This is a genomic window from Streptomyces sp. NPDC058864 (assembly GCF_042742985.1).
In the GTDB taxonomy this organism is placed as follows: Bacteria; Actinomycetota; Actinomycetes; order Streptomycetales; family Streptomycetaceae; genus Actinacidiphila.
Genome location: NZ_JBHYMQ010000014.1, coordinates 68,951 through 86,910, shown reverse-complemented (window position 1 = coordinate 86,910; position 17,960 = coordinate 68,951). Strand labels below are relative to the sequence as shown.

Below are 17,960 nucleotides of genomic sequence, written 5' to 3'. Positions count from 1 at the left end.
GCTTGCGCCGGTCGGCAGGGCGCAGCGGGGTCACACCCAAAGTGGTGGCATTGGGAGGCGGGCACGGGCTGTCCGCCTCCCTCTCCGCCCTGCGCCGTATCACCCAGGACCTGACCGCGGTGGTCACGGTCGCCGACGACGGCGGTTCCAGTGGCCGTCTGCGCCAGGAGATGGGGGTGCTGCCGCCCGGCGACCTCCGCAAGGCGCTGGCCGCGCTGTGCGGCGACGACGAATGGGGCAGGACCTGGTCCCAGGTCGTCCAGCACCGCTTCGTCAGCCAGGGCGAACTGCACGGCCACGCCGTGGGCAACCTGCTGATCGTGGCGTTGTGGGAGCAACTCGGCGACCCCGTGGCCGCCCTGGAGTGGGTGGGCCGGCTGCTCGGCGCCCACGGCAGGGTGCTGCCCATGTCGGCGGTGCCGCTGGAACTCACCGCCACGGTGCGCGGTCACGACCCGGAGGCGCCGGACGAGGTCACGACCGTGCACGGCCAGGCCACCGTCGCCCTCACCCCCGGTGAGGTGCAGGAGGTGCAACTGGTGCCGCACGACCCGCCGGCCGTCCCCGAGGCGGTGAAGTCCGTGCTCGACGCGGACTGGGTGGTGCTCGGCCCCGGCTCCTGGTTTTCCTCCGTGATGCCCCATCTGCTGGTGCCCGATCTGGTGTCCGCGCTCATGGAGACCAGGGCCCGCAAAGTGCTCGCGCTCAACCTCGCGCCGCAACCGGGTGAGACCGAGGGCTTTTCTCCGCAGCGTCACTTGGAGGTTTTGGCCCGACACGCCCCTAAACTCACCATCGACGTGGTGCTGGCCGACGAGGCCGCCGTACTCGACCGCGACAGCCTCATACAGGCAGCCGAGCGTTTGTCGGGCACGGTGGAGCTGGCCCGGGTCGCCGCCCCCGACGGGCCGCGGCACGATCCGGAACTGCTGGCGGCCGCGTTCGACCGGATTTTTCGTATGCATGGAAGGATCGGCCCATGGCGATGACGGCAGCGGTGAAGGACGAGATCTCCCGGCTTCCCGTCACCCGGACCTGCTGCCGCAAGGCGGAGGTCTCGGCGATCCTGAGGTTCGCGGGCGGACTGCACCTGGTCAGCGGACGCATCGTGATCGAGGCGGAACTGGACACCGGCATCGCCGCGCGCAGGCTGCGCAAGGACATCCTGGAGATCTTCGGGCACTCCTCGGACCTGGTGGTCATGGCGCCCGGCGGGCTTCGCCGCGGCAGCCGGTACGTGGTGCGGGTGGTCGCCGGCGGTGACCAGCTGGCCCGCCAGACCGGGCTGGTGGACGGCCGCGGCCGCCCCATCCGGGGCCTGCCCCCGCAGGTCGTGTCGGGGGCCACTTGCGATGCCGAGGCGGCCTGGCGCGGGGCGTTCCTGGCCCACGGCTCCCTCACCGAACCGGGCCGTTCCTCGTCGCTGGAGGTCACCTGCCCCGGCCCCGAGGCGGCCCTCGCCCTGGTCGGTGCGGCCCGCCGGCTGCAGATCGCCGCCAAGGCGCGCGAGGTGCGGAACGTGGACCGGGTGGTCGTCCGTGACGGTGACGCCATCGGCGCGCTGTTGACGCGGCTCGGCGCGCACGAGTCGGTGCTGGCGTGGGAGGAGCGGCGGATGCGGCGCGAGGTGCGCGCCACGGCCAACCGGCTCGCCAACTTCGACGACGCCAACCTGCGCCGCTCGGCCCGCGCCGCGGTCGCCGCGGGCGCGCGCGTGCAGCGGGCGCTGGAGATCCTCGGCGACGACGTGCCCGAGCACCTCGCGGCGGCCGGCCGGCTGCGCATGGACCACAAGCAGGCCTCGCTGGAGGAACTGGGCTCGCTCGCCGAACCGCCGCTCACCAAGGACGCGGTGGCGGGTCGGATCCGCCGCCTGCTGGCGATGGCCGACAAGCGCGCCTCGGACCTCGGCATCCCGGGCACCGAGTCCAACCTGACCGAGGAGATGGTGGGCTGAGCCCGGCGCGGCCCGCCCGCCCCGTCCGGTTACCGGTCCGTACGGCGGGCACCCGTGGCGCCGATGTCACCGCCGGGTGCCCGGGGAGGTAGGGTCGTCCTTGGTCGGGGACATCCCAATACGTCGCAGCCGGAGCGAAATGGCTTCCGGCACACCAGCGAGGAGATCGGTTCGTGACGATCCGCGTAGGCATCAACGGCTTCGGTCGCATCGGTCGCAACTTCTTCCGTGCCGCCCTGGACCAGGGTGCGGACATCGAGATCGTGGCTGTCAACGACCTGGGTGACACGGCCACCACCGCCCACCTGCTCAAGTACGACACGATCCTCGGCCGCCTCAAGGCCGAGGTTTCGCACACCGCCGACTCCATCACCGTCGACGGCCGCACCATCAAGGTGCTGTCCGAGCGCAACCCCGCCGACATCCCGTGGGGCGAGCTCGGCGTCGACATCGTGATCGAGTCCACCGGCATCTTCACCAAGGCCGCCGACGCCAAGAAGCACCTGGACGGCGGCGCCAAGAAGGTCATCATCTCGGCGCCCGCCTCCGACGAGGACATCACCATCGTGATGGGCGTCAACAACGAGAAGTACGACCCGGCGAAGCACAACATCATCTCGAACGCGTCCTGCACCACCAACTGTGTGGCGCCGATGGCCAAGGTCCTCGACGAGAACTTCGGCATCGTCAAGGGTCTGATGACCACCGTGCACGCGTACACCAACGACCAGCGCATCCTGGACTTCCCGCACAAGGACCTGCGCCGCGCCCGTGCCGCCGCGGAGAACATCATCCCGACCTCGACGGGTGCCGCCAAGGCCACCGCCCTGGTCCTGCCGCAGCTGAAGGGCAAGCTGGACGGCATCGCCATGCGCGTCCCGGTCCCGACCGGCTCCGTGACCGACCTGGTCATCGAGCTCGAGCGCGAGGTCACCAAGGACGAGGTCAACGCCGCGTTCCAGAAGGCCGCCGAGGGCCAGCTCAAGGGCATCCTGGAGTACACCGAGGACCCGATCGTCTCCTCGGACATCGTCAACTGGCCGGCCTCCTGCACCTTCGACTCCTCGCTGACCATGGCGCAGGGCAAGCAGGTCAAGGTCATCGGCTGGTACGACAACGAGTGGGGCTACTCCAACCGTCTCGTCGACCTGACCGTGTTCGTCGGCGGCCAGCTCTGACACCCGCTCGATCGCCCGTCATGCGATGAGGACAGGGTCCGAACGACGTGCCGTCGTCCGGGCCCTGTCCCATGACGTGGCGGTACGGGTGATCCGACCAGTCAGGACCAAGGCAGGGGAGCCTTCACCATGAAGACGATCGACGAACTCGTCGACGAGGGGGTCGGCGGCAAGCGCGTGTTCGTGCGCGCCGACCTCAACGTGCCGCTGTCCGGCACCACCATCACCGACGACGGCCGCATCCGTGCCGTCGTGCCGACCATCGCCAAGCTGGCCGAGGCCGGCGCCCGGGTGATCGTCGCCTCCCACCTGGGCCGTCCCAAGGGCGCGCCCGACCCGCAGTTCTCGCTCGCCCCCGTCGCGGCGCGCCTGGGCGAACTCCTCGGCACGCAGGTGGCCTTCGCGACCGACACGGTCGGCGAGAGCGCCCGCGCGACGGCGGACGCCCTCACCGACGGCTCGGTGGCGCTGCTGGAGAACCTGCGCTTCAACCCGGGCGAGACCAGCAAGGACGACGCCGAGCGCGGCGCCTTCGCCGGTCGGCTGGCCGAGCTGGCCGAGCTGTACGTCGGTGACGGCTTCGGCGCGGTGCACCGCAAGCACGCCTCGGTCTACGACCTCCCGGCCCGGCTGCCGCACGCCGCGGGCCTGCTGATCGCCACCGAGGTCGCCGTGCTCAGGAAGCTCACCGAGGACGTGTCCCGTCCGTACGCGGTGGTGCTGGGCGGCGCCAAGGTCTCCGACAAGCTGGGGGTCATCAACCACCTGCTGGAGCGTGCCGACCGGATCCTGATCGGCGGCGGCATGGCCTACACCTTCCTCAAGGCCCAGGGCCACGAGGTGGGCAAGAGCCTGCTGCAGGAGGACCAGGTCCCCGCGGTCACGGAGTACCTGGAGCGCGCGAAGGCCAAGGGCGTGGAGTTTGTGCTGCCCGTGGACGTCGTCGCCGCCCCGGACTTCCCGGACCTGAAGAACCCGGTCGACACCAACCCGGTGGTCGTCGGCGCCGACGCGATCCCCGCCGACCTGGAGGGCCTGGACATCGGTCCGGAGTCCCGCAAGCTCTTCGCCTCGAAGCTCGCCGACGCGGCCACCGTCTTCTGGAACGGCCCGATGGGCGTCTTCGAGCACCCCGACTACGCCGAGGGCACGCGCTCGATCGCCCAGGCCCTGATCGACAGCTCGGCCTTCACCGTGGTCGGCGGCGGCGACTCCGCCGCGGCCGTCCGTATCCTGGGCTTCGACGAGAACGCTTTCGGCCACATCTCGACCGGTGGTGGCGCGAGCCTCGAGTACCTCGAGGGCAAGACGCTCCCCGGCCTCGCCGCACTGGAGGACTGACCGATGACCTCGCGCACGCCGATCATGGCGGGCAACTGGAAGATGAACCTCAACCACCTCGAGGCCATCCACCACGTCCAGAAGCTCGCCTTCGCGCTCAACGACAAGGACTTCGACGCCGTCGAGGCCGTCGTGGTGCCGCCCTTCACCGACCTCCGGGGTGTGCAGACCCTGATCGAGGCCGACAAGCTGAAGATCAAGTACGGCGCCCAGGACCTGTCGGCGCACGACTCCGGCGCCTACACGGGCGAGATCTCCGGCCCGATGCTGGCCAAGCTGAAGTGCTCGTACGTGGTCATCGGCCACTCGGAGCGCCGGCAGTACCACCACGAGACCGACGAGCAGGTGAACGCCAAGGTCAAGGCGGCGTTCCGGCACGAGCTGACGCCGATCGTCTGCGTCGGCGAGGGCCTGGACGTCCGCAAGGCCGGCGAGCAGGTGGCCTTCACCCTCGCCCAGGTCGACGGCGCCCTGAAGGACGTCCCGGCCGAGCAGGCCGCCACCCTGGTCATCGCCTACGAGCCGGTGTGGGCCATCGGCACCGGCGAGGTCGCCACCCCCGAGGACGCCCAGGAGGTCTGCGGGGCGATCCGTGGCCGGCTGGCCGAGCTGTACGGCCAGGAGGTGGCCGACAAGATCCGCATCCAGTACGGCGGCTCGGTCAAGGCCGGCAACATCGCGGCGATCATGGCGCAGCCGGACGTGGACGGCGCCCTGGTCGGCGGTGCGGCGCTGGACCCGGAGGAGTTCGTCAAGATCATCCGCTTCCGCGACCAGTAAGTTCTGCGGCAGTAGGCTGTCGGGCCCTGCCCGAAGTACTCTGTCGGGGGTCGGAGCGCTGCGCAGCAGCGGCCCGGCCCCCGCGTCGTCCTAGGTCACCGAGAGAGTTGGTCCAGCTGTGGTCATCGGGTTCTCCATCGCCCTCATCATCTTCAGCCTGCTGCTGTTGCTGCTCGTGCTGATGCACAAGGGCAAGGGTGGCGGTCTGTCCGACATGTTCGGCGGCGGCATGCAGTCGTCCGTCGGCGGTTCCTCGGTGGCCGAGCGCAACCTCGACCGGATCACGGTTGTGATCGGTCTGCTGTGGTTTGCCTGCATTGTCGCTCTCGGGCTTCTGTTGAAGTTCCAGAAGTGACCGAGTCCCCCGCTTCCGGGGAGAACTGACGCCTCGTCGTCGGCGCGACTTATCATGGGGGGGCGTCATGGGATACGGTGCCCTTTCCCCGCAGGCGCGGGGGTGAACCGGTCTCCGTAAACTGGGCGACCTCGCAGCACCATCACGCAGGGAGTTACGACCGTGGCAAGTGGCAACGCGATCCGTGGTAGTCGGGTCGGGGCGGGGCCGATGGGAGAGGCCGAGCGGGGCGAGTCCGCGCCGCGCCTCCGCATCTCCTTCTGGTGCTCCAACGGGCACGAGACCCGGCCGAGTTTCGCGAGCGACGCGCAGATCCCGGAGACCTGGGACTGCCCGCGCTGCGGCTTCCCGGCCGGTCAGGACGAGGAGAACCCGCCGGCGCCGCCGCGGACCGAGCCGTACAAGACGCACCTGGCGTACGTGCGGGAGCGGCGCAGCGCGGCCGACGGCGAGGCGATCCTCGCCGAGGCGCTGGCCAAGCTGCGCGGAGAGATCTGAGCCGTACCGCCTGAAGCTCCACGGGCCCGGCGCGAGAGGAAGCCCCTTCTTTCGCGGACCGGGCCCGTCGTGTCCCTCCGGTGCGTAACCGGAACGTATACTCCGTGTCGTGTCTCTGGTGATCGGCATCGATGCGGGCGGAACCCGGACGCGCGCCTACCTGGCCGAGGCGGCGCCCGACGGCGTGGTGCTCGGAGAGGGTGAGGGCGGCCCCGGCAACGCGATGACCGTCGAGCGCGTGGCGCTGACGCAGCACCTCGCGGACGCCATCCGCGGCGCGGTCCCGGAGGACCGCAGGGGCGAGGTCGCGACCGTCGTGGGCGGCTTCGCCGGCGCGGCGCTCGGCACCGGCCCCGAGACGGGGCACGAACTGGCCGCCTCCTGTCTGCGCGCGGCGCTCGACGGTCACGGCGTCGGCACGCCCGACATGACGGTCTGCGGCGACATCGAGGTCGCCTTCGCCTCCGCGCCCGGCACGCCCGCCGACGGACTGGCGCTGGTCGCCGGTACCGGGGCGGTGGCCGCGCGGATCGAGAAGCGCAACCAGACCCTCGTCGCGGACGGCAACGGCTGGCTGGTCGGTGACGAGGGAAGCGGATTCTGGCTGGGCCGCGAGGTCATGCGGGCCGCCCTGCGCGCACTGGACGGGCGCGGGCCGTGGACGATCCTGGTCGAGGCCGTGCTCTCCCACTACATGGGCTCCCCCGGGGGGCCGTACCTCGCGCAGGAACGCCCCGGCGGCCATGAGTGCCACGTACTGCGCAACCGGCTGGTGCCGCTGGTGTACGCCGAACCCCCGGTCAGGCTTGCCCGGTTGAGCCCGCTCGCCGTCGCCGCCGACCGGGACGGCGACGAGGTCGCCGCGGCCCTGCTGGACGACGCCGCCGACGAACTCGCCGCCACCGTCGCCGCGCTCGACCCGCGCCCGGGTGAACCCCTCGTCGTCACCGGCGGTTTGCTGGGACCGACGGGACCGCTGCTCGGCCGGGTCGTCGCGCGTGCCGAGGAGATGGAACTTGACGTCCTGCCGGTGCGTGACGGCGGCGCGGGCGCGCTGGCGCTGGCCCGGCTGCGGGTGAACGGGGACTGAGCGGGAGCGAACCGGACGGTTCGGACGGCCCCGACAGGGCACCCCCGCGAGGGGATTGACGTGGACTAGACCTCTCGTCCATCGTTTCGGAGGAGCACCCACCGGATCACTGGACTCAGGGGGAACCGGCCATGGCCGACGACGTGACGACCACCGCTGCACGCTTCGCGGACGAGGCGAGGACGGTCATCGACCGCGTGGTCGCCGCCAACAAGGACTCCGTGGCAGCCGCCGCCCGGCTGCTCGCCGACTGCGTCGCCGCGGACGGCATCGTCCAGGCCTTCGGGACCGGTCACTCGCAGGCCACGGCGCTGGAGATCGCCGGACGCGCCGGAGGGCTGATCCCCACCAACCGCATCGGGCTGTCGGACCTGGTGGTCCGGGGCGGCGAGGACCTCTCGGTGCTCGCAGACCCGCTGCTGGAGCGGTCGCCGGGGCTCGGCAAGCGGCTGTACGAGCTGGCCGCCCCGCATCCGCGGGACGTCTTCGTCGTGATCTCCAACTCCGGCGTCAACAACTCGATCGTCGACTTCGCCCTCCATGTGAAGGAAGCGGGCCACCCGCTGATCGCCCTCACCTCGCTGCAGCACACCCGGTCCGTCCCGGCGCTGCACGCCAGCGGCAAGCACCTGGCCGACCTCGCCGACGTCGTCCTGGACAACGGCGCGCCGACCGGTGACGCCCTGCTCCCGCTGCCCGACGGCGGGTCGCTGTGCGGGGTCTCCACGATCACCTCGGCCATGCTCGTCCAGATGACCGTCGCCGAGGCCGTCGGCCTGATGACCGCCGAGGGCCACCAGGCACCGGTGTACGTCTCGGCCAACGTCCCCGGCGGCTTCGAGCGCAACCTGGTCCTGGAGCGCCACTACGGCGAGCGACTGCACCGCGGAGGGTTCTGACCAGGGCGTACGCGGCGTTGTCAGTGGCCCCCGCTACGGTCTGTGACGAAGGTCGAGGACCGGTGAGCGGGGGTTTCCATGAGCGTCGGCATCGCGTACGGCACAGAGCGCGCGCCCGGGTGGCGGGGCGGGTTCGGGCGGCTGTGGACGGCCGCGGCGGTCTCGCGGTTCGGTGACGGGCTGCGGGCGGCGGCGCTGCCGCTGCTCGCCGTGGGCCTGACCGACTCCCCGCTGCTGGTCTCGCTCGTCACCGCCGCGGGCTACGTGCCCTGGATCCTCTTCGGGCTGCTCGGCGGGACGGTGGCCGACCGGGTGGACCAGCGGCGCGCGATGTGGGCCGTGGACGCCGTGCGGGGTGCCCTCACGGCCGCCTTCGCGCTCGCGGTGTGGCTGGACCTGGCGGGCATCGCGCTGTTGCTCGTGCTGGCGTTCGCCCTGACCACGCTGCAGACCCTCTTCGACAACGCCGCGACCTCGCTGCTGCCGGCGGTCGTACCCTCCCACGCCCTCGGCCGCGCCAACGCCCGGCTGATGACCGCTCAGACCATGGCGGCGACCTTCCTCGCCGCGCCCCTGGTGCCCGTGCTGTTCGGGCTCACGGCCGCGCTGCCCTTCTGGGTGGACGCCCTCACCTATGCGGTCGCGGCCTCGCTGGTGGCCTCGCTGCGGTTGCCCGCGCCCGAACGGGCCGCGCGGGCGGCGGGCCACACCCTGCGGCAGGACATCGCCGAGGGGATACGGGTGCTGTGGCGGGACCGTGTGCTGCGGGCCCTGTGCACGGCCAACACGGTGGTCAACGTGGGCATCGGGGCGCTGGTGGCGACCCTCGTCCTCCAGGTGACCGGCTGGCTCCACGCAGGGCACGCGGGTTACGCCGTCGTGCTGTTCGCGTACGGGGTGGGCAGCGCGGCCGGAGGAGCGGCCGCCGGCCGGCTCTCGGCGCTGCTGGGCGGTCGGGTCAGGAGCCTCATACCGGGGCTCGCTGTTCAGGCCGGCTGCCTTGCCCTGGCCGGCACCGTGCGCTCCCTGGCGGTGACCGCGGCCGCGCTGGCCGTCTTCGGTGCCCTCGGCATGATGTGGAACGTCAACGAGACCACCCTGATGCAGCAGCGCACGCCCGAGAAGTTGCTGGGCCGGGTGAGCGCGGCCATGCGCACCCTGGGAGTCGCGGGGGCTCCGCTGGGAGCCCTGCTGGGCGGCGCCGTGGCGCAGATCCTCGGGCCCAACACCCCGCTGCTGCTGGCGGCCGGTCTGGTGGGCTGCGCGTTGCCCGCTCTTCGCCCGATCGTCACCACGCCAGACGGCGGACGTGAAACAACGGCGTCCAGGTAATCAACTAGTTTGGACCTGCAGCAGGAGGACGAGGAGAAGTGGACTGATGTCCGATACCAACACGCAGGGCCGAACCCGTCTCGACCAGCGGCCCGAGTGGCACGCGCTCGCCGAGCACCGCGAGGAGCTGGGCGCGACCCACCTGCGGGAGCTGTTCGACGCCGACCCGGACCGCGCCCGGCGCTACACCGTGCAGGTCGGCGATCTCCATCTGGACTACTCCAAGCACCTGGTGACCGACGAGACGCTGCGTCTGCTGCGCGACCTCGCGGCGGCCACCGGGGTCGCCGCGCTGCGGGACGCGATGTTCCGCGGCGAGAAGATCAACGTCACCGAGGACCGCGCCGTGCTGCACACGGCGCTGCGCGCCCCGCAGTCGGCCGAGATCACGGTCGACGGCGTCAACGTGGTTCCCGGGGTCCACCACGTGCTCACCCGGATGGGGAGCTTCGCCCACTCCGTCCGTACCGGCAAGTGGGTCGGCTCGACCGGACGCCGCATCAAGAACGTGGTGAACATCGGCATCGGGGGTTCCGACCTGGGCCCGGCGATGGCCTACGAGGTGCTGCGCCCGTACACCGACCGCGAGCTCACGTTCCGCTTCGTCTCCAACGTGGACGGCGCCGACCTCCACGAGGCGCTGCAGGGCCTGGACCCCGCCGAGACGCTGTTCATCGTCGCGTCCAAGACGTTCACCACCATCGAGACCATCACCAACGCCACCTCGGCGCGCGAATGGCTGCTCGACGGGCTCGGCGGCGACCAGAACGCGGTGCGCTTCCACTTCGTGGCGGTGTCCACGAACGCCGCGGAGGTCTCCAAGTTCGGCATCGACACCGACAACATGTTCGAGTTCTGGGACTGGGTCGGCGGGCGCTACTCGTACCCGTCCGCGATCGGGCTCTCGCTGATGATCGCCATCGGCGAGGAGCAGTTCCGGGAGATGCTGGCCGGCTTCCACCTGGTCGACGAGCACTTCCGCACCGCCCCCGCGGAGGCCAACGCGCCGCTGCTGATGGGTCTGCTGGGCGTCTGGTACGGCCAGTTCTTCGACGCCCAGGCGCACGCGGTCCTGCCGTACAGCCACTACCTGTCGAAGTTCACGGCCTACCTCCAGCAGCTCGACATGGAGTCCAACGGCAAGTACGTGGACCGCGAGGGACGGCCCGTCGACTGGCAGACCGGCCCGGTCGTGTGGGGGACGCCCGGCACCAACGGGCAGCACGCCTACTACCAGTTGCTGCACCAGGGCACGAAGTTCATCCCGGCGGACTTCATCGGCTTCGCCAACCCGGTCGACGAGCTGGAGCCGGCCTTCGCCGCCCAGCACGACCTGCTGATGGCGAACTTCTTCGCCCAGACGCAGGCGCTGGCCTTCGGCAAGACCAGCGAGGAGGTCCGTGCAGAGGGCGTCCCGGAGCAGCAGGTCCCGCACCGCACCTTCCGCGGCAACCACCCGACGACGACCGTCCTCGCCAAGGAACTGACCCCGTCCGTGCTGGGCCAGCTGGTGGCGCTGTACGAGCACAAGGTCTTCGTGCAGGGCGCGGTCTGGAACATCGACTCCTTCGACCAGTGGGGCGTCGAGCTGGGCAAGGTCCTCGCCAAGCGCGTGGAGCCCGCCCTGACCGAGGGCGCCGACGTCCCCGGCCTGGACGCTTCCTCGAAGGCCCTCGTGGCCACCTACCGGTCGCTGCGCGGCCGCTGAGGCGTACGGCACACGCCAAAGGCCGCAGGGCGGGCTCCGAGGAGCCCGCCCTGCGGCCTTCGCGCACGGGGCGTCCGGCGCCGGTCACCGCCTCACGGGGAGGACGGCGGGTACAGCTGCGGGGGCAGTTTCGCTGCGGCCGTACGGTCCAGCAGCCACAGCGTGCGGGCCCGCCCGTGGGCACCGGCCGCCGGGGCCTGGATCTCACCGGGCCCGGAAAGGGCGATGGCCACGGCCCCCGCCTTGTCCTCGCCCGCCGCCAGCAGCCAGACCTCGCGGGCGGCACGGATGGCGGGAAGGGTGAGCGAGATCCGGGTCGGCGGTGGCTTGGGGGAGCCGTGCACGCCCACGACCGTGCGCTCGGTCTCGCGGACCCCCGGGTGCCCGGGGAACAGCGAGGCCACGTGCGTGTCCGGCCCCACGCCGAGCATCAGCACGTCGAAGGAGGGCACCGGCCCGTGGTCCTCGGGACCGGCCGCCGCCGCCAGTTCCTGCGCGTAGGCCTCGGCGGCGGCGTCCGCGTCGTTGCCGAGCGGCCCGTCCGAGGGCGGCATGGCGTGCACCCGAGCCGGGTCGACCGGAACCGCGTCGAGCAGCGCCTCACGGGCCTGGGTCTCGTTGCGCTCCGGGTCGCCCGAGGGCAGGAAACGCTCGTCGCCCCACCACAGGTCGAGCCGCGCCCAGTCCACAGCGTCCCTGGCCGGCGAGGCGGCCAGGGCGGCGAGCAGGGCGTTGCCGTTGCGTCCGCCGGTGAGCACCACCGAGGCGGAGCCGCGGGCGGCCTGGGCGTCCACGATCTTCGTGATCAGCCTGGCCGCCGCGGCCTGCGCCATCAGCTCCTTGTCCCGGTGGACCACCACCTGGGGTGCGGTCATCGGGCGGCCGCCTTCTCGCCGGAGCCGCCGTCCTGGCCCGGTCCCGCGGCCGCGCCGGCGGGCTCGGCGGTCTCCTCGGCGCGCGCGAGCTGGTCCACGCCGAACTTGACCGCCGCGGCGTACGCCTCGTCGGGGTCGAGCCGGCGCAGCTCCTCGGCGATCAGGTCCGAAGTGGCCCGCCGCTGCAGCGCCACGTGCCGGTCGGGCTGGCCGGGGATGGCCAGCTCGGCCAGCGAGCCGGTCGGCCGGTCCAGGCAGATCTCGCCGTCCGCGGTCGCCAGCCGTACGGCGGTGATGCCGGGGCCGTCGGAGACCTTCCGCCTGACGGGCACGCCGAGCCGCCGGGCGAGCCACAGCCCGAGCAGCTCCGTGCTCGGGTTGTACGCCTCGCCCTCGACGACGGCGCCCTTGACCGCGGCCTGCTTCTGGTCCAGGGCCGCGGCCAGCACGCTGCGCCACGGGGTGATCCGGGTCCAGGCGAGGTCGGTGTCGCCGGGGGTGTACGTCTCGGCCCGCAGCCCGAGTGCCGCGACGGGGTCCTCGGTGGCCGCCGCGTCGGTGATCCGGCGAGCCGCGAGCTGGCCCAGCAGGTCCTCGGCGGGGTTCGCCGGGGCGTCCTCGGGCCACCACACCACGACGGGGGCGTCGGGCAGCAGCAGCGGCAGCACGACGCTCTCGGCGTGGTCGGCGAGTTCGCCGTGCAGGCGGAGCAGGACGGTCTCTCCGGTGCCGGACTCGCCGCCGACGCGCACCTCGGCGTCGAGGCGGGCGCTGCGCCGGTCCCGCGGCGAGCGGCCGGGGCGCTTGATGACGACCAGGATGCGCGAGGGGTGCTCGCGGGAGGCGTCCGAGGCGGCCTTGAGGGCGTCGTAGTGGTTGCCCTCGTCGGTGACGATGACGAGGGTGAGCACCATGCCGACCGCCGGGCTGCCGATGGCCCTGCGGGCCTTGATCAGCGCCGAGTTGATCTTGCTTGAGGTGGTCTCGGTCAGATCGATGTTCATGGCCGGCGCCAGCTCCTGCCGTCTCGTGCGAGCATCTCGTCCGCCGCCTTCGGACCCCAGGTGCCCGCGGTGTACTGCTCGGGCTTGCCGTGCCGGTCCCAGTACTCCTCGATCGGGTCCAGGATCCGCCAGGACTCCTCGACCTCCTGGTGCCGGGGGAAGAGGTTGGCGTCGCCGAGCAGGACGTCCAGGATCAGCCGCTCGTAGGCTTCCGGGCTGGACTCGGTGAAGGACTCGCCGTAGGCGAAGTCCATCGTCACGTCCCGGATCTCCATCGAGGTGCCCGGCACCTTGGAACCGAACCTGATCGTCACGCCCTCGTCCGGCTGGACCCGGATGACCAGGGCGTTCTGCCCCAGCTCCTCGGTCGCCGTGTTGTCGAACGGGGAGTGCGGGGCGCGCTGGAAGACGACCGCGATCTCGGTGACGCGGCGGCCCAGACGCTTGCCGGCGCGGAGGTAGAACGGGACGCCCGCCCAGCGGCGGTTGTCGATGGCCAGTTTGATGGCGGCGTAGGTGTCGGTCTTGGACTTGGCGTCGATGCCCTCCTCCTCCAGGTAGCCGAGCACCTCCTCCCCGCCCTGCCAGCCGTGCGCGTACTGGCCGCGCACCGTGTGCCTGCCGAGGTCGGCCGGCAGCTTGACCGCCTGCAGCACCTTCAGCTTCTCCTGCACCAGCGACTTGGCCTCGAAGGAGGCGGGCTCCTCCATAGCGGTCAGCGCGAGCAGCTGCAGCAGGTGGTTCTGGATGACGTCGCGTGCGGCGCCGATGCCGTCGTAGTAGCCGGCGCGGCCGCCGATGCCGATGTCCTCGGCCATCGTGATCTGCACGTGGTCGACGTAGGAGCGGTTCCACAGCGGCTCGAACATCGTGTTGGCGAAGCGCAGCGCCAGGATGTTCTGGACCGTCTCCTTGCCCAGGTAGTGGTCGATGCGGAAGACGTCCTGGGAGCGGAAGACCTGGTGGACGACCTGGTTGAGCTCCTGGGCACTGGCCAGGTCGTGGCCGAAGGGCTTCTCGATGACGGCACGCCGCCAGGAGCCCTCGGGAGGGTCGGACAGCCCGTGCTTCTTCAGCTGCTGGACCACGCTCGGGAAGAACTTGGGCGGCACCGAGAGGTAGAAGGCGAAGTTGCCGCCGGTACCGCGGGCCTTGTCGAGTTCGTCGACGGTGGCGCGCAGCTTCTCGAAGGCCTGGTCGTCGCCGAAGTCGCCGGGGACGAAGCGCATCCCCTCGGAGAGCTGCTGCCAGACCTCCTCACGGAAGGGGGTGCGCGCGTGCTCCTTGACGGAGTCGTGGACGACCTGCGCGAAGTCCTCGTCCGCCCAGTCGCGACGGGCGAAGCCGACGAGCGAGAAGCCCGGCGGCAGCAGCCCGCGGTTGGCGAGGTCGTACACGGCGGGCATCAGCTTTTTGCGTGACAAATCACCCGTGACGCCGAAGATCACCAGGCCCGACGGCCCCGCGATGCGCGGGAGCCGTCGGTCCGATGCGTCACGCAGCGGGTTGGCGCTGCTCAACGTGCTTACGCCTCCTTCGGCGCCAGGCGCTTGAGCTCGGCCTCGGTCGAGCCCAGCAGCTCGTTCCAGGACACCGCGAACTTCTCGACGCCCTCGTCCTCCAGCAGCTGGACGACGTCGTCGTACGAGATGCCGAGCGCGGCGATCGCGTCCAGCTCGCCCTGGGACTGCTCGTAGGTCCCGCGGATGGTGTCCCCGGTGACCTCGCCGTGGTCGGCCACCGCGTCCAGCGTGGCCTCGGGCATGGTGTTGACGATGCCCGGGGCGACCAGCTCGGTCACGTACAGGGTGTCCGGGTAGGCCGGGTCCTTCACACCGGTGGAGGCCCACAGCGGACGCTGCTTGTGCGCGCCCTCGTGCTCCAGCGCCCGCCAGCGGTCGGAGGAGAAGACCTCCTCGTACGCCTGGTAGGCCAGCCGGGCGTTGGCGACGGCGGCCTTGCCCTTGAGCGCCTTGGCCTCGTCGCTGCCCAGCTTCTCCAGGCGCTTGTCGATCTCGGTGTCCACGCGCGACACGAAGAAGGACGCCACCGAGCGGATCAGGGAGAGGTCCAGGCCCGCGGCCCGGGCCTTCTCCAGCCCCGCCAGGTAGGCGTCCATGACCTCGCGGTAGCGCTCCAGCGAGAAGATCAGCGTGACGTTGACGCTGATGCCCCGGCCGATCACCTCGGTGATGGCCGGCAGGCCCGCCTTGGTCGCCGGGATCTTGATCAGGGTGTTGGGCCGGTCCACCAGCCAGGCCAGCTGCTTGGCCTCCGCGATCGTGGCGACGGTGTTGTGGGCCAGACGCGGGTCGACCTCGATGGACACCCGGCCGTCCTGGCCGCCGCTGGCCTCGTACAGCGGGCGCAGCACGTCGGCGGCGTCGCGTACGTCCGCGGTGGTGATCATCCGCAGTGCCTCGTCCACCGTCAGCTTCCGTGCGGCGAGGTCGGTGAGCTGCTGCTCGTAGCCGTCACCGCCGGCGATCGCCTTCTGGAAGATCGACGGGTTGGTGGTGACGCCGACCACGTGGCTCTGGTCCATGAGCTCGGCCAGGTTGCCGGAGGTGATCCGCTTGCGGGACAGGTCGTCGAGCCAGATCGCCACGCCCTCGTCGGAGAGGCGCTTGAGTGCGTCTGTCATGGGTTCTGCATCTCCTCGGTACGTCGTATGCGTCTGTGCGTCAGCGACCGGCGGCGGCGATCGAGTCGCGCGCGGCGGCGGTCACGGCCTCCGCGGTCAGACCGAACTCGCGGTAGAGGACCTTGTAATCGGCACTTGCCCCGAAGTGCTCCAGGGACACAATCCGGCCCGCGTCACTGACGAAGCGGTGCCAGGTCAGCCCGATGCCGGCCTCGACGGCGACCCTCGCCCGCACGTTCGGCGGGATGACGCTGTCGCGGTACGCCTGGTCCTGCTCCTCGAACCACTCCACGGACGGCATGGAGACCACGCGCGCCGGGATGCCGTCGGCCTGCAGCTGCTCGCGGGCCTCGACGGCCAGCTGCACCTCGGAACCGGTCGCGATCAGGATGACCTGCGGCTGGCCGCCCTCGGCGTCGAACAGCACGTAGCCGCCCTTGGCCGCGTTCTCGTTCGCCGGGTAGGTCGGCACGCTCTGCCGGGTGAGGGCCACGCCGTGCGGGGCGGGCTTGGCGGTGTGGCGGCGCAGGATCTCCGCCCAGGCGATCGCCGTCTCGTTGGCGTCGGCCGGACGGACGATGTTGAGGCCGGGGATGGCCCGCAGCGCCGCCAGGTGCTCGATCGGCTGGTGGGTCGGGCCGTCCTCGCCGAGGCCGATGGAGTCGTGCGTCCACACGTAGGAGACGGGCAGCTTCATCAGCGCGGCCAGGCGCACGGCCGGGCGCATGTAGTCGGAGAACACCAGGAAGGTGCCGCCGTAGACGCGGGTGTTGCCGTGCAGCGCGATGCCGTTCATCGTCGAGCCCATCGCGTGCTCGCGGATGCCGAAGTGCACCGTGCGGCCGTACGGGGTCGCCTCCGGCAGCGGGTTGTCCGCCGGGAGGAACGAGGACGAGGCGTCGATGGTGGTGAGGTTCGAGCCCGCCAGGTCGGCGGAGCCGCCCCACAGCTCGGGGATCACGCCGCCCAGCGCCTTCAGCACCTCACCGGAGGCCTTGCGGGTGGCGACGTCCTTGCCCGCGGGGAACTCCGGGACCACGTCCTCCCAGCCGGCCGGGAGCTCGCCGGCGTGGATGCGGTCGAAGGTCCGGGCCCGCTCCGGGTTGGCGGAGCGCCACTCCTCGAACCGCTTGGTCCACTCCGCGTGGGCCTCGCGGCCGCGGTCGGCGACCTTGCGGGCGTGCGCCAGCACCTCGGGGGTGACCTCGAAGCTCTGCTCGGGGTCGAAGCCCAGCACCTTCTTGGTGGCCGCGACCTCCGCGTCGCCCAGTGCCGAGCCGTGGGCGGCCTCGGTGTTCTGGGCGTTCGGGGCGGGCCAGGCGATGATCGTGCGGGCCGCGATGATCGAGGGGCGGTCGGTGACGGCCCGGGCCCTGTCGAACGCGGCGTACAGGGCGTGGACGTCGAAGTCGCCCGAGGGGTCCTGCTCGATGCGCTGCACGTGCCAGCCGTAGGCCTCGTAGCGCTTCAGCACGTCCTCGGAGAAGGCGGTCGCGGTGTCGCCCTCGATCGAGATGTGGTTGTCGTCGTACAGGGCGATCAGGTTGCCCAGCTTCTGGTGGCCGGCCAGCGAGGACGCCTCGGCGGAGATGCCCTCCTCCAGGTCGCCGTCGGAGACGATCGCCCAGACGGTGTGGTCGAAGACCGACTCGCCCGGCGCCGCGTCCGGGTCGAACAGGCCGCGCTCGTAGCGGGCGGCCATCGCCATGCCCACCGCGTTGGCGATGCCCTGGCCCAGCGGGCCGGTGGTGGTCTCCACACCGGTCGTGTGACCGTGCTCGGGGTGGCCGGGGGTGCGCGAGCCCCAGGTGCGGAAGGCCTTGAGGTCCTCCAGCTCCAGCCCGTAACCCGAAAGGAAGAGCTGCGTGTACAGCGTCAGGGACGTGTGTCCGGGCGAGAGGACGAAGCGGTCGCGACCGGTCCATCCCGCGTCCGAGGGGTCGTGCCGCATCAGCTTCTGGAACAGCAGGTAGGCCGCGGGGGCGAGGCTCATCGCCGTACCCGGATGGCCGTTGCCGACCTTCTGTACGGCGTCCATCGCCAGAACCCGGGCGGTGTCAACCGCACGCCTGTCCAGCTCGCTCCACTCCAGCTCGGAGGTGGTCGGCTCGGTGCTCACCTGAGAGGGCTCCTCTCCACATGTATTACGCCGGTGACGATGTGCACACCGGGCGTTGCCGAGCCTACCCCTGCACGTGCGTGCACCTATTCGAGTGCGGGCCCGACGGCTGCGGCAACCGATCCCCGGGCAGCGGCATTCCCTCCCCGGCACCGGTGGTGTCACCAGCGTGCCCCGGTC

At 71.4% G+C, this 17,960-nt stretch carries 16 protein-coding genes; 11 read left to right on the top strand and 5 right to left on the bottom strand.

All coding sequences use genetic code 11. The features are described 5' to 3' along the window. The first annotated feature begins 2 nt into the window (after window positions 1-2). The 11 genes from ACFW3D_RS13825 to pgi all read left to right on the top strand — a co-directional run bounded on the left by ACFW3D_RS13825 (window position 3) and on the right by pgi (window position 11,138). Window positions 3-989 carry a gluconeogenesis factor YvcK family protein gene (locus ACFW3D_RS13825; RefSeq protein WP_500504326.1) on the top strand — a complete coding sequence of 329 codons (987 nt, stop codon included), beginning with the start codon at window positions 3-5 and terminating at the stop codon, window positions 987-989. Beyond that, the gene (gene whiA / locus ACFW3D_RS13820) at window positions 980-1,957 is read left to right on the top strand and encodes a DNA-binding protein WhiA (RefSeq protein WP_319136625.1); all 978 of its coding nucleotides are present in this window, start codon (window positions 980-982) and stop codon (window positions 1,955-1,957) included. The genes ACFW3D_RS13825 and whiA overlap by 10 nt, the downstream gene beginning before the upstream one ends. Window positions 1,958-2,130: 173 nt before the next feature. Continuing rightward, entirely contained in the window at window positions 2,131-3,135 is a 1,005-nt protein-coding gene (gene gap / locus ACFW3D_RS13815) for a type I glyceraldehyde-3-phosphate dehydrogenase (protein ID WP_500504325.1), read from the top strand. 129 nt (window positions 3,136-3,264) lie between these two features. Beyond that, window positions 3,265-4,476: a phosphoglycerate kinase gene (locus ACFW3D_RS13810; RefSeq protein ID WP_500504323.1), complete on the top strand. Its 1,212-nt coding sequence runs from the start codon at window positions 3,265-3,267 to the stop codon at window positions 4,474-4,476. Window positions 4,477-4,479: 3 nt separating this feature from the next. Beyond that, window positions 4,480-5,256 (top strand): triose-phosphate isomerase, encoded by a 777-nt coding sequence (gene tpiA / locus ACFW3D_RS13805; protein ID WP_500504322.1) that lies wholly within the window; start codon window positions 4,480-4,482, stop codon window positions 5,254-5,256. 118 nt (window positions 5,257-5,374) lie between these two features. Beyond that, the gene (secG, locus tag ACFW3D_RS13800; protein WP_018557252.1) at window positions 5,375-5,611 is read left to right on the top strand and encodes a preprotein translocase subunit SecG; all 237 of its coding nucleotides are present in this window, start codon (window positions 5,375-5,377) and stop codon (window positions 5,609-5,611) included. Window positions 5,612-5,773: 162 nt separating this feature from the next. Further along, a complete protein-coding gene (locus ACFW3D_RS13795) occupies window positions 5,774-6,109 on the top strand; it encodes an RNA polymerase-binding protein RbpA (RefSeq protein WP_361803309.1) in 336 nt (111 codons plus the stop codon). Window positions 6,110-6,218: 109 nt separating this feature from the next. Further along, the gene (locus tag ACFW3D_RS13790) at window positions 6,219-7,199 is read left to right on the top strand and encodes an N-acetylglucosamine kinase (protein ID WP_500504321.1); all 981 of its coding nucleotides are present in this window, start codon (window positions 6,219-6,221) and stop codon (window positions 7,197-7,199) included. A 131-nt stretch (window positions 7,200-7,330) separates the two neighbouring features. Then, window positions 7,331-8,098, top strand: a complete 768-nt coding sequence (locus ACFW3D_RS13785) for a sugar isomerase domain-containing protein (RefSeq protein ID WP_500504319.1) — start codon at window positions 7,331-7,333, stop codon at window positions 8,096-8,098. Window positions 8,099-8,176: 78 nt separating this feature from the next. Further along, window positions 8,177-9,430, top strand: coding sequence for an MFS transporter (locus ACFW3D_RS13780; protein WP_500504318.1), 1,254 nt, complete (start codon window positions 8,177-8,179; stop codon window positions 9,428-9,430). A 46-nt stretch (window positions 9,431-9,476) separates the two neighbouring features. Then, a complete protein-coding gene (gene pgi, locus ACFW3D_RS13775) occupies window positions 9,477-11,138 on the top strand; it encodes a glucose-6-phosphate isomerase (RefSeq protein WP_500504316.1) in 1,662 nt (553 codons plus the stop codon). A 92-nt stretch (window positions 11,139-11,230) separates the two neighbouring features. On the opposite strand, the gene pgl is transcribed toward pgi, so the two are convergent. The 5 genes from pgl to tkt are packed head-to-tail and all read right to left on the bottom strand — an operon-like array spanning window position 11,231 to window position 17,780. After that, a complete protein-coding gene (gene pgl, locus ACFW3D_RS13770; protein ID WP_500504315.1) occupies window positions 11,231-12,013 on the bottom strand; it encodes a 6-phosphogluconolactonase in 783 nt (260 codons plus the stop codon). Beyond that, a complete protein-coding gene (gene opcA / locus ACFW3D_RS13765) occupies window positions 12,010-13,017 on the bottom strand; it encodes a glucose-6-phosphate dehydrogenase assembly protein OpcA (protein WP_500504314.1) in 1,008 nt (335 codons plus the stop codon). Before opcA ends, pgl begins: the two co-directional genes overlap by 4 nt. Next, entirely contained in the window at window positions 13,014-14,537 is a 1,524-nt protein-coding gene (zwf, locus tag ACFW3D_RS13760) for a glucose-6-phosphate dehydrogenase (protein ID WP_500504313.1), read from the bottom strand. Before zwf ends, opcA begins: the two co-directional genes overlap by 4 nt. Before the next feature lie 5 nt (window positions 14,538-14,542). Next, window positions 14,543-15,661, bottom strand: a complete 1,119-nt coding sequence (tal, locus tag ACFW3D_RS13755; protein WP_500504312.1) for a transaldolase — start codon at window positions 15,659-15,661, stop codon at window positions 14,543-14,545. A 40-nt stretch (window positions 15,662-15,701) separates the two neighbouring features. Beyond that, window positions 15,702-17,780, bottom strand: a complete 2,079-nt coding sequence (gene tkt / locus ACFW3D_RS13750) for a transketolase (protein WP_500504311.1) — start codon at window positions 17,778-17,780, stop codon at window positions 15,702-15,704. Between the last annotated feature and the right edge of the window lie 180 nt (window positions 17,781-17,960).

Bases quoted from the DNA above. Each gene is read 5' to 3' on its own strand.
- whiA (WP_319136625.1), top strand. From the start codon at position 980: ATGGCGATGACGGCAGCGGTGAAGGACGAGATCTCCCGGCTTCCCGTC.
- ACFW3D_RS13810 (WP_500504323.1), top strand. From the start codon at position 3,265: ATGAAGACGATCGACGAACTCGTCGACGAGGGGGTCGGCGGCAAGCGC.
- tpiA (WP_500504322.1), top strand. From the start codon at position 4,480: ATGACCTCGCGCACGCCGATCATGGCGGGCAACTGGAAGATGAACCTC.
- ACFW3D_RS13785 (WP_500504319.1), top strand. From the start codon at position 7,331: ATGGCCGACGACGTGACGACCACCGCTGCACGCTTCGCGGACGAGGCG.
- ACFW3D_RS13780 (WP_500504318.1), top strand. From the start codon at position 8,177: ATGAGCGTCGGCATCGCGTACGGCACAGAGCGCGCGCCCGGGTGGCGG.
- pgi (WP_500504316.1), top strand. From the start codon at position 9,477: ATGTCCGATACCAACACGCAGGGCCGAACCCGTCTCGACCAGCGGCCC.
- pgl (WP_500504315.1), bottom strand. From the start codon at position 12,013: ATGACCGCACCCCAGGTGGTGGTCCACCGGGACAAGGAGCTGATGGCG.
- opcA (WP_500504314.1), bottom strand. From the start codon at position 13,017: ATGAACATCGATCTGACCGAGACCACCTCAAGCAAGATCAACTCGGCG.
- tal (WP_500504312.1), bottom strand. From the start codon at position 15,661: ATGACAGACGCACTCAAGCGCCTCTCCGACGAGGGCGTGGCGATCTGG.